Genomic DNA, 11,782 nt, shown 5'->3' with positions numbered 1-11,782 from the left:
CATTATTGAACTACATCATTGATATCTAGACTATTCTTTTGAAACGCCAGCAAGTTCCATCAACGCATCGTGATCTTCGATAGTGATATATTTGCCTTTAACGCTCAAGATGTCTGCTTTTTGGAAACGACCTAAAAGACGGCTGATTGTTTCAACAGTCAAACCAAGGTAGTTACCAATGTCGCCACGAGTCATCGTTAGGCGGAACTCGCGTGGGCTGAAGCCACGTTGAGAGAAGCGAGTAGAAAGGTTGTAAAGGAATGCAGCAAGACGCTCTTCCGCGTTCTTCTTAGAAAGAAGCAGAATCATTTCTTGGTCACCTTTAATCTCGTTACTCATCAGGCGCATAATTTGCTGACGCAATTTAGGCATTTTTCCTGATAGGTCATCAAGAATCTCATATGGGATTTCACATACCATAGAAGTTTCTAGCGCTTGTGCGAAACTAGGGTGTAGGTCACCAGTAATCGCATCGAAGCCAACAAGATCGCCCGCTAGGTGGAATGCAGTAATCTGCTCATCACCTTGCTCGGTAATCGTGTAGCTCTTGATCGTTCCAGAGCGAATAGCGTATAGAGATTTAAGCTCGTCACCGGCTTTAAATAACTCTTGGCCTTTTTGAATAGGCTTTTTTCTCTCAATGATCTGATCAAGTTGATCGAGTTCAGATTCATTCAAAGTAAACGGAATACAGAGCTGGCTAATACTACAATCCTGGCAATGGATCGCACAACCACCAGACTGAACACGTTTCGTCACAGGCTTTTCAGAAATCATAACAATCTTTCACTATTTGATATACGTCAATATTTTAGCATTCCTTAATCCTAAAGGGTAGTAAAAAAACCGGATTTAAAGAATGACTATACGGTATAAATAATGAGCTGTAGCGCCATATATCCGGTATAGAAGCCGTAAATGAGGATTAAAATTGCGCCTAGTTGGCGAAATAAGTCAGCTTGTTGCAGTTTTTTGAGGAAATTGGCACCCATGCCAACTGTTAACATTGCCGGAAGCGTGCCTAAACCGAAAGCAAGCATGATACCTGCGCCGTTGTACCAACTTCCTGATACGGCCGCCCACGTAAGCATTGAGTAAACCAACCCGCATGGTAGCCACCCCCAAATAAAGCCAAACGCTAAAGCGTGGCTAGGGTGCTTCAAGGGTAGAAATGATTTACCTAAAGGAGAGATATAGCGCCATAGCTTCTGTCCGACTTTTTCAAAGAACAACAAGCCGAACCACCATTTACCGATATACAACCCTAAGACGATCATAAAGGCAGCAGCAAATAATCGGAGCCAACCCAGCAGAGCGTTAAAATCGCTTAGCTGACCTATAGAAGAAATTGCACCGCCAACCACACCACCAATCACGGCATAACTTAGCAAGCGTCCTAGGTTATAAAGTAGGGGAATAACAGGGGAAGGTTTACTGTTGCCAATCGAAAGAAGCGACGCAATACCACCACACATTCCCATGCAGTGGCCTGCGCCGATCAATCCAACAACAAAGGCTCCGATCCAATCAGGCGTCATCGTTCTTTTTGTCTACGTTAGTTTGGCTTTCGCTGTTAGCTTTCTCATTCTTGGTAGGTTTACTATCAGAATGGTTGTGAGCCTTTTCGTCTTCATCAAACAGAATGTTGTGGCCTTGACGTTCTAGGTCTTCAAACTGTTCGCTCTTCACCGCCCATAGAAAAATACCAACAGCGATGCACACCAGAACAATCGCAATGGGGATCAGAATGTATAAACTTTCCATTATTTACCTTGCTCTTTTAAAAGCCTTAACGAGTTAGACACAACAATAATAGAGCTGGCAGACATGCCAACAACGGCAATGTATGGAGCAACCAAACCTGCAACAGCCAATGGAAGAATGAGTAAGTTATACCCTAATGACCAAGCTAGGTTTTCACGGATTATCTTACGCGTTTTTAACGCCAAAGTACGCGACTTAAGTAATCTATCGAGCTTATCACCCAACAACACCATATCCGCAGAAGCTTTCGCCACATCCGTACCGCCGCCCATAGCAACGGAAAGGTGAGCACCCGCAAGAATAGGGGCATCGTTAATGCCATCGCCAACCATCATGGTAATGTCACTTGCATCTCGAGAGTTCAAGTAAGCAAGTTTATCTTCAGGCTTCGCGTTAGCAACAATGTCTGTAATACCGATCTCTTCAGCAACAGGCTTCGCGTTAATCAAAGAATCGCCAGTAAGCAGAGTCGTTTTGATTCCCGCTTCTTTAAATTGCTTAATAAACTCGATGCTTTCTTTGCGGATCGGATCTTCATATGTAAACGTTGCGATATGACGGCCCGCCATCGACAAGTAAATGCCGTTGCTTTCCGATGGTTGAGCTTCACCTAGAATGAATTCGCTACTACCAATCGCAACTTCTTGGCCGTTCCACTCACCAGTGATACCTGAACCAATCACGTTGTTGACTGACTCTACTTCGATATCATCTGAAATATGAGTCTTGAACGCTTTAGCGATAGGATGGTTAGCGTGTTGCTCCAGGCTCGCCGCTACTTTGAGACAGGTGTCTTTATCAAGCTCAGCGAAGGTTTCAACTTGGCTGATACGAATATCACCCTCAGTCAATGTGCCCGTTTTATCGATGATTAAGTGGTTCACTTTACATAAGGTTTCAAATACGTGGCCTTTGCGCAGCAAAATACCAAAGTTACCCATGCGAGAAGTGGAACAGGTAATCGCCGTCGGTGTTGCCAGTGACAGAGCACAAGGACACGTTGCTACCAATACCGAAAGCATGATCCAGAAAGCGTCTTCTGGTCGTGTTTGGTGCCAGTAGAACCAAGTACCGAATGAGATGATTAAGATCACCGCAACAAAGTATCGCGCTACCACATCAGCAATTTCTGCGATGCGAGGTTTAGACAATTGCGCTTCGTCTTGCAGGCGAACGATATTGGAAATAACCGAATCCGCTTTTGACGTCATTACTTCCAATTCAAACGATTCATCACCATTCAATGTACCAGCGAAGACGGTATCGCCTTCGTTTTTGACCACATGGATAGATTCGCCAGTCAGCATCGATTCATCGATATGGACTCTGCCAGATAATACTTTGCCATCGGCAGGAATGTGTTCACCCGGAAGAACGCGAATTTGGTCGCCAACTTTTAAGGTTTTTACCGGAACTTGTTCGCCATCTAACGTTGTTGCCATAGCCGGAACAAGCTTAAGCAGGTTACCACTAGCGGCTGCTGCTTTACGACGAGCGCGCATTTCAAGGAAACGACCAAGCAGTAGGAAGAAGGTGAACATCGAGATAGATTCGAAGAAGACTTCACCTTTCTCTGTCACCGTTGCGACCAAACTTGCAACATAGGCAAACAACAGAGCAATCGACACAGGTACATCCATACCCAATGTTCGACCTTTGAGGCTACGCCACGCATTGATATAGAAAGGCAATGCAGAGTAGAGCAGAACCGGTGTTGCAAAGATTAAGCTCACCCAACGGAAGTAGCTTTTGAATTCGGGCTCAAGGTTACCAAAGACTTCAAGATAAAGCGCCACAGCCAGCATCATGACCTGCATGGTTGCTAAACCAGCAATACCAAGACGATAGAGATAATTCTTCATCGAACGATGATAGGCGGCTTCTTGTTGATCAGCCTCGAATGGTGCGGCTTTGTAGCCTAAGGTATGGATTGCAGATAACAGCTCGCTCAGTTTTGTCTTACTGTTGTCCCAACTGATCAGGGCGCGGTTAGTCGTGGTATTAACACGAATACTCACAACCCCTAACTTTGAAGAGACTTGCTTCTCAATAAGCCACGCACAAGCAGCACAAGAGACACCTTCTAGTGACAATGTCACTTCAGAGGTGTTTTCAGAGTTACGGACGAACTCCAATTGAACATCTTCGTTGTCGTAATGACTGAGTGCCAGAAGTTGCTCTGGCACGAGATCCGCTTTTTCAGCTGGAGCGGTACGATATTGGTAGTAAGAGACCAAACCGCTATCAACGATTGTCTGGGCTACGGTTTCGCAACCCGGACAACACATAGGTCGCACCGATCCTAAGATTTCTACTTTAAAATCCGTTTCCGCTGGTACATCTTCACCGCAGTGATAACAGGATTCACACATAAGCTTTAGTTCGTTAGTTGAGTAGGAGTATCAATAGGGAAGTTCATGCGACCTTGCACCAACCATTCAGAATCATGCGGAGAAAGCTCGATAAACCATGGACCTTGCATTTCATGGTCCAGAGTCAACGTGTAGTTGCCTCTCGCATCAGCGGTCAGTAGCTGAGTAAAATCACGGTCAGGCAGCGTTCGGTGCACGAACATTGCGCTAATAGCAGGGAAGTGGTCTAGCTTGCCTTTGTCTAGGGTAATGATAACTGAGTTACCTTTCTCGCTAACTGAAGCTGATAGGCCAAGCTCTTTAGCAACATTTACTTTCGAAATGTCGACATTAATACCTTTACCTTTTTTATAGTAATCTTCAGTGACAACGTTAACTGAATGGTTGGTAAGTATCGCGACTCGAACCAATGTCAGCATAGAAACGCCAACGGTTAGGAAGATCAAAAACCACGGCCAAAACTGCTTATACCAAGGTTGTTCCATATTATTATTCTCAATATATACAATGAAATAAAACTAATTTTTACAAACACTTAAGGTTATAACTGTAAAAGAAAGACAGCCCCTTAAGAAGGGGCTGTTATTATTATGTTACTCTTTATCTGAGTTGCTGAGGCTCCAGACGTAGGCAGAGACGAGCTGAACCTTATCCTCACCGAGGATGTCCTTCCAAGCCGGCATTACACCAGAACGTCCGTACATAACTGTTTCCGTCACATCAGCGCGAGAATCGCCGAATAGCCAGTCGCGGTCAGTCAGGTCAGGGGCGCCAACAGCAGGGTTACCCTTACCATCAGTACCGTGACACGCTGCACACACTACAAAGCGCGCTTTACCAGCTTCTGCTTCACGTGCGTTTACGCTACGACCAGAAAGGCTAAGCGTGTAGCTAACTACTTCTTTTACGCCTTCTTCGCCAAGAGCGTCTTTCCAACCTGGCATTTGACCGACACGACCATGCATGATGGTAGTAACGATAGCTTGTGGTTCACCACCATATAGCCATGCGTCATCAGTTAGGTTCGGGAAACCTTTCTGACCACGTGCATCAGAGCCGTGACACTGAGAACAGTTTTGTAGGAACAAACGTTGGCCCACTTTGATTGCATCAGCATCTGATGCAATGTCAGGGACAGAACGTAGACCGTTTTCGTCGTGAGCTAGCTTTCTGAATGCTTCACCAAAGTAGGTGTCTGCATCATCAAGCTCTTTCGCGTATGCGTCTAACTGTTTGTTTGCTTGCGCAGCAGCGATTGCAGAGCGAGACTCTTCTACGCTACGAACTGTTTGGTTTGAACTCGTCCAACCTAGTAGACCTTTAAAGTTGCCAAGGCCTGGGTATAGAGCTAGATAAACAGCTGCAAACACAATTGTGCTAACGAAAAGGTATGTCCACCATTTAGGTAGCGGGTTATTAAGCTCACGAATACCATCGTATTCATGGCCCATATCCTGACCTTCTTCTACACCTGTTTTATCGTTGGAACACCAACGAAGTAAGGCTGCACAGCCAATCAATGTACCGATTGTGATTACTGTTACCCAAATACTCCAGAATGTACTCATTACTTCGTCACTCCTTGATTTTTATCTTTCGCAGGTGCTTCATCAGCGAACACTAGGTTTGCATCTTCGTCGAAGCGCGACTTACGATTTTTACCGAAAGCCCACCAAACGATACCGATGAAACAAGCAAAAACAGTAACAGTCCAAACACTTTGAAATGTAATAATGTCCATAATTATTCCTTATTTCATTGCGTGGCCAAGCGATTGAAGGTAAGCGATGATTGCATCCATCTCTGTTTTTCCTTCAACATCTTGTTTAGCGTTAGCAATTTGTTCGTCTGTGTAAGGAACACCAAATTGATTACGGAAGATTTCAAGCTTCTGTTTAGTCAATTTGCCATCAAGTACATTCTCAGCAAGCCATGGGAAACCAGGCATGTTTGATTCAGGAACAAGTTCACGAGGGTCGATAAGGTGAACGCGGTGCCACTCATCAGAGTAACGATCACCAACACGCGCTAGATCAGGACCAGTACGCTTAGAACCCCATAGGAATGGGTGTTCCCAAACACTTTCGCCAGCTACAGAATAGTGACCGTAACGTTCAGTTTCAGAGCGGAAAGGACGAATCATTTGGCTGTGACATACGTTACAACCTTCGCGAATGTAGATATCACGACCTTCCATTTCCAGAGCAGAGTAAACACGTAGATTTTCTACAGGTTCAGTAGTCTGCTTTTGGAAAATAAGTGGGGTAATTTCTACTAAAGCACCAAAACTGATAGCAATAACGATAAGAATCGCTAGTAGGCCAACGTTCTTCTCTACCAACTCATGGCGATTATTTGAATTTGAGCTCATTCTAAATCTCCTTAAGCCGGTTGAGGGATAGCTTTAAGGCTATCTTTAGGTGCAGAAACAGTTTTGTACGTGTTGTATGCCATTAAGAACATACCTGATAGGAAGATGAAACCACCTAAGAAACGTACAAAGTAGAACGGGTAAGACGCTTCTACAGATTCAACGAAGCTGTAAGTTAATGTACCGTCAGAGTTAACAGCACGCCACATCAGACCTTGCATCACGCCAGAGATCCACATTGCAACAATGTAGAAAACCGTACCAATCGTTGCCAACCAGAAGTGAACATTGATTAGAGATACAGAGTACATACGCTCTTGACCAAATAGTTTAGGAACTAAGTGGTAAACCGAACCGATAGAAACCATTGCAACCCAACCTAACGCACCAGAGTGAACGTGACCGATAGTCCAATCCGTGTAGTGAGATAGTGCGTTAACCGTTTTGATTGCCATCATTGGGCCTTCGAAAGTCGACATGCCGTAGAATGATAGAGAAACGATTAGGAAACGTAGGATTGGGTCGTAGCGAAGCTTATGCCACGCACCAGATAGAGTCATAATACCGTTGATCATGCCACCCCAAGATGGAGCAAACAGAACCAAAGACATAACCATACCTAGAGATTGAGTCCAGTCAGGAAGTGCTGTGTAGTGTAGGTGGTGAGGACCAGCCCAGATATACAGAGACACGAGAGCCCAGAAGTGAACAATCGACAAACGGTAAGAGTAAACAGGGCGACCAGCTTGTTTAGGAACGAAGTAGTACATCATACCTAGGAAACCAGCTGTCAATAGGAAGCCTACCGCATTGTGTCCGTACCACCATTGCACCATTGCATCGATCGCTCCGGAGTAAATCGAGTACGATTTAAACGCAGAGACAGGAACAGCAAGGCTGTTAACGATGTGCAACACGGCAACCGTGATGATGAAGGCTCCGAAGAACCAGTTTGCTACGTAAATGTGTGATGTCTTACGTTTAATCATGGTTCCGAAGAACACGACCGCATAAGCTACCCACACAAGAGTAATAGCAATATCGATTGGCCATTCAAGTTCTGCGTATTCTTTACCAGAGGTTAAACCTAACGGTAAAGTAATTGCAGCGGACAGGATAATCGCTTGCCAACCCCAAAAGGTAAAGGCTACGAGAGGGCCACCAAAGAGACGCGTCTGACAGGTACGTTGTACAACATAATATGATGTTGCAAACAGCGCACTTGTACCGAACGCAAAAATAACCGCATTAGTATGCAGGGGACGTAAACGACTGTACGTCAACCACGGCGTATCAAAGTTTAGCTGTGGCCAAACTAATTGAGCGGCAATCAAAACACCAACGCCCATACCGACAATACCCCACAAAATTGTAACTAGGGTAAATTGACGGACGACCGTATAGTTGTAGTTTTGTTCAAGCTGCTTTTCTTGGCTCATTTGCATGCTTCCAATTTCTTATTTACTACACTTTACTTCCAACACGACTCACGTCGTAATGCCACCCAAATTAGAAAAGGAAATTCAGCCTATTCAGGGCTTTATTTCCACTTGCTGATTTTAAAAAAAAGTGGCATTTTCAACGCGACACTATACTTGAATTAACAAATCAATGACAGAGTAGTAACCTTACGCTTGGTCTGGAATTGGATTTTTATTTAAAAACTTTGAACTTTGTAACAAGGAGTAAAGATTATAATGGCGGCACAAAAGCTAACAAAAGGCAGGCTTGTTCAAATTATCGTCATGTTGGTTATTTTAATAGCTGCATTTACTTGGAGAACAGTAACATACGATAATAACGAAACAGCAAACTGTATAGTTTCAAAACCTTGTGAATTTGGTATTGATAATCATAATGTTTTAATTTCGAGCGATAAACTAGGGTATTCGATCGAAACATCTAAAACTGGCAAATTTATCATTAGCTATAATGAAAGCGGAATTCTGGAAGAAAAAGGGCCATCAAATTGGCTGTTACAAACTAATGATAAGACCTCCTCAATAACGGTTACATTTCCACAACAGGTGAGCACGTTTTCTGTAAACTTGTCCAAAGAGTAACAGAGATAAAACTGGGGCACGCCTCGGGTCTTTTGATAGAAATATGTACCAAATCAGTGAAACACAATGCATTAAAGTGTTATAAAGAGAGCATTAATAAAGTTACCCAGAATCTATGAAATTTCTATCAAAAGTCTCTTACTCCCTAGACGATAAAATCGCAGTAGATGAGTTGCTCAGCGGGGTGGAAAACCCTGAAGATATTGCTTGTCTTATTTGCTACTGCACAGAAGAGTATTCGACACTCGCTGTGCAGAGATATTTCGTAGATGCTCTCCCGAACACTCCCATACATGGCTGTACTACTTGTCACGGCATTATGACTGAAACTGGTTTTCATTCTGGTCCAGTCATTGGCGTCCTCATTATTTATGACTCGGGGATCAACGCCTATGGTACGGGAATCGAACATTTCAGCGACTCCATAGGCCGCAGTACCTTCAACGCGATAGACAAAGCACTCAAGAACGCCAACCGAGAAGGTGAAATCCCTGATCTTATCTTGTTGCATTCCACACCGGGTAACGAAGAAAAGGTGATGGCGGCTATCGATAAGAAATTTGGTACTGAAGTGCCAATTATTGGTGGCAGTGCTGCAGACAATCAGGTTTCCGGAAATTGGAGCATCTTCACCGAAGAGTCGCTGTCGATAAATGGCGTATCTTTAACGGTAGTGTTTGCGTCTCAGTCCATCTACTCCTCTTTCAGCGCCGGTCACACACCTACGCGATATTCAGGCACCGTGACAAAAGTAAGAAACCGAATATTGTTGGAGATAGACCACAGGCCAGCCGTCACTGTTTACAACGAATGGACTAATTTCCACTTAGGTGGCAGTGATGATGGCTACATATTCGAAAAGTCGTCAGTCTACCCATTGGGCAGGAAAGTCGGCTCTTCTTACGATTACCCATATTTCAAATTGTCTCATTCGATCAGAGAGACTGAGTGTAATGGGATTGAGCTATTCACAGACATCAGTGAAGGTGACACCATCTACTTGATGCAAGGTTCTAAGCAGCAGTTGATTAGCCGCGCCGCTAATATCATTCAATCCTCATACTACAACGACATGGATCTTGAAGAGAAACTAGGGGCGATCAATATCTTTTGTGCCGGCCCAATGCTCAATCTTAAACAAGATATGGATGAGGTTTGCGAACAAATAAATCAAGCACTTAATGGGCTTCCGTACATATGTCCATTCACGTTTGGTGAGCAAGGCAGGCTCTCTGGTGGTGAGAATGCACACGGGAATTTAATGGTATCGTCTGCAACGTTTTATAGGTTGAAAAAATAATGGGTTCTGAAGGTCAAGAAGCGCTGCAAGAAGCACGTATTGAACTGCAAAAACTAAAAGCCCGTGAGCGAAAACTGGCTGAAGAGAACAGGGTGATCTTATCAACCATCTCTGCGATCAGTAAGGCAAGTAACATATCTGAGATATTCTCCAGTCTTGAGTTCGTGCTCAAAAAATACATTAAGTTTGATGACTTTATCGTGGTATCAAGGGTAGGGAACGAAGGCAGTTTCAAAACCCTGCTAAGCAATAACAAAGTCTTCGAACAGATGAATTGGAGCGATTGTGGCAAGCTATCGCGAGTCATCAATGGTGAATGCGCCATCCTTTTCGAACCCAAGTCTCTTGGGGAATTTAACTCCCTGCACCCCATTGTTCTCGACCAAATCAATTCCGTTCTGATTACAGGTATAGATAGCGGACTAACACAATCCGTCATCATCTTTATCCACTCAAATACCAAGCACTTTAGTATTGAAACCAAGGCCACACTAAACCGTTTCCGACCGTTGATAGAGCGTGCTGTTTTCGATATTGAGAACAAAGAAAAGCTTGAAGCAACCGTTCGAGAACGTACAGCAGAGCTTGTCACAGCAAGAAAAGACGCAGAAAGAGCCAACAAGGCCAAGTCTGAATTCCTCGCGATGATGAGTCATGAACTAAGAACACCGCTAAATGCCATTATTGGCTTGATAGACACTCTAAAATCCACATCACTGAACGAAGAACAACAGTCTATACTGCTTAATATGAGCACATCATCTGAGCTTTTGTTAGCAATTATCAGTGACGTGTTAGATTTTTCTAAGATTGAATCTGGATGCTTCTCACTAGCACCTCAGTGGAGTAATGTAAGAGACACTGTAACTTTTGTATTATCTGAACAAAAGAAGACAGCAGACGATAAAGGTTTGGCGCTAACAATAACCAGCGATATCCCTGAGGGTGAACTTCATTACATAGACCCAAGCCGCTTGGCACAAATCCTATTTAACCTGATTGGTAACGCGATTAAGTTCACTGAGCGTGGGCATGTCCATGTTTCTATCAAGTACCAGCAGAGCTCTTTCTATATAACGGTGGAAGACACAGGGATTGGCATCAGCTCGCAACAACTTTCGTCGCTGTTCAGTCCATTTGTGCAAGCTGATAGCACAATCACACGTAGATTTGGTGGCACAGGTTTAGGCTTGGCTATCACTAAAAGACTGGTTGAGCTGATGCGTGGGCGCATATCGGTAGAGAGTGAGCCTGGAAAAGGTTCCAAATTCGAAGTACAGCTGCCAGTGCTTACTAGAGTTACGAATAATCTGGCTAATGACGAAGATGAATCTTCACGAGAGTTAAGAAGCCGTTATTCAGTGTTAGTTGTCGAAGACAATCCAACGAATCAAATGGTGATCAAATTAATCCTAACGCGACAAGGCCACGAAGTTTTCATCGCAAGCAACGGTGAGGAAGCGATTGGCTTTGTGGAAAGAGCCAATGACTCGATAGACATTATTTTAATGGATGTGTCGATGCCGGTAATGGATGGATTAACCACAACCAAATATATGAGAGACGCGAACATCAAAACGCCAATCGTCGCGCTAACAGCACACACATCAATAGAAGACAAATGTTCTTGCTTAGATGTCGGCATGAATGATTTCGTGACCAAACCAGTAAGAACTAAAGAGATCACAGAAGCAATTGATCGATTAATGCTTGAAGTCTAATAAACGTATTCTTAATCGAAGATTAGGAAATATGTTTATTAGGTATTTTATGGTAAATAGCCTTACTGTTAAATAGAACGTCGATTTGGTAGATAAACAAGAGGCAGGGCATCACATAAAGATACCTGCCTTATAAACATCAAACCCAATTTAACATAATATACATAATACGCACTAAGGCGTAAGTTCTT

Annotated in this window: 12 protein-coding genes; 3 read left to right on the top strand and 9 right to left on the bottom strand. The window is 43.7% G+C overall.

Features of this window, described 5'->3' with window-relative positions:
• Positions 1-30 precede the first annotated feature (30 nt).
• The 9 genes from A142_RS01890 to ccoN all read right to left on the bottom strand — a co-directional run bounded on the left by A142_RS01890 (position 31) and on the right by ccoN (position 7,952).
• Positions 31-777, bottom strand: a complete 747-nt coding sequence (locus A142_RS01890; protein WP_017632474.1) for an FNR family transcription factor — start codon at positions 775-777, stop codon at positions 31-33.
• Positions 778-863: 86 nt separating this feature from the next.
• Positions 864-1,538 (bottom strand): sulfite exporter TauE/SafE family protein, encoded by a 675-nt coding sequence (locus tag A142_RS01885; protein WP_019824628.1) that lies wholly within the window; start codon positions 1,536-1,538, stop codon positions 864-866.
• A complete protein-coding gene (gene ccoS / locus A142_RS01880) occupies positions 1,528-1,764 on the bottom strand; it encodes a cbb3-type cytochrome oxidase assembly protein CcoS (RefSeq protein WP_019824627.1) in 237 nt (78 codons plus the stop codon). The genes A142_RS01885 and ccoS overlap by 11 nt, the downstream gene beginning before the upstream one ends.
• Positions 1,764-4,136: a heavy metal translocating P-type ATPase gene (locus tag A142_RS01875; protein ID WP_019824626.1), complete on the bottom strand. Its 2,373-nt coding sequence runs from the start codon at positions 4,134-4,136 to the stop codon at positions 1,764-1,766. Before A142_RS01875 ends, ccoS begins: the two co-directional genes overlap by 1 nt.
• Before the next feature lie 5 nt (positions 4,137-4,141).
• A complete protein-coding gene (locus tag A142_RS01870) occupies positions 4,142-4,621 on the bottom strand; it encodes a FixH family protein (RefSeq protein ID WP_017059641.1) in 480 nt (159 codons plus the stop codon).
• Positions 4,622-4,729: 108 nt separating this feature from the next.
• Complete coding sequence (ccoP, locus tag A142_RS01865) at positions 4,730-5,704, bottom strand: cytochrome-c oxidase, cbb3-type subunit III (protein ID WP_017063857.1); 975 nt, start codon at positions 5,702-5,704, stop codon at positions 4,730-4,732.
• Complete coding sequence (locus A142_RS01860; protein WP_004733679.1) at positions 5,704-5,877, bottom strand: CcoQ/FixQ family Cbb3-type cytochrome c oxidase assembly chaperone; 174 nt, start codon at positions 5,875-5,877, stop codon at positions 5,704-5,706. Before A142_RS01860 ends, ccoP begins: the two co-directional genes overlap by 1 nt.
• A 9-nt stretch (positions 5,878-5,886) precedes the next feature.
• Complete coding sequence (ccoO, locus tag A142_RS01855) at positions 5,887-6,507, bottom strand: cytochrome-c oxidase, cbb3-type subunit II (protein ID WP_017059643.1); 621 nt, start codon at positions 6,505-6,507, stop codon at positions 5,887-5,889.
• Between the two features lie 11 nt (positions 6,508-6,518).
• Positions 6,519-7,952, bottom strand: coding sequence for a cytochrome-c oxidase, cbb3-type subunit I (gene ccoN, locus A142_RS01850; RefSeq protein ID WP_009846707.1), 1,434 nt, complete (start codon positions 7,950-7,952; stop codon positions 6,519-6,521).
• Positions 7,953-8,204: 252 nt separating this feature from the next.
• On the opposite strand from ccoN, the gene A142_RS01845 reads away from it, so the two are divergent.
• From A142_RS01845 to A142_RS01835, 3 genes are all read left to right on the top strand, one after another.
• The gene (locus tag A142_RS01845; protein WP_019824625.1) at positions 8,205-8,570 is read left to right on the top strand and encodes a hypothetical protein; all 366 of its coding nucleotides are present in this window, start codon (positions 8,205-8,207) and stop codon (positions 8,568-8,570) included.
• 115 nt (positions 8,571-8,685) lie between these two features.
• A complete protein-coding gene (locus A142_RS01840; RefSeq protein ID WP_019824624.1) occupies positions 8,686-9,870 on the top strand; it encodes an FIST signal transduction protein in 1,185 nt (394 codons plus the stop codon).
• Positions 9,870-11,591, top strand: a complete 1,722-nt coding sequence (locus A142_RS01835) for an ATP-binding protein (RefSeq protein ID WP_019824623.1) — start codon at positions 9,870-9,872, stop codon at positions 11,589-11,591. Before A142_RS01840 ends, A142_RS01835 begins: the two co-directional genes overlap by 1 nt.
• Positions 11,592-11,782 lie beyond the last annotated feature (191 nt).

It is taken from the genome of Vibrio splendidus 12E03 (assembly GCF_000272105.2).
GTDB lineage: Bacteria > Pseudomonadota > Gammaproteobacteria > Enterobacterales > Vibrionaceae > Vibrio > Vibrio splendidus_I.
Note: the sequence above shows the minus strand (reverse complement) of the source record. Positions and strands in the feature narration are given on the sequence as shown.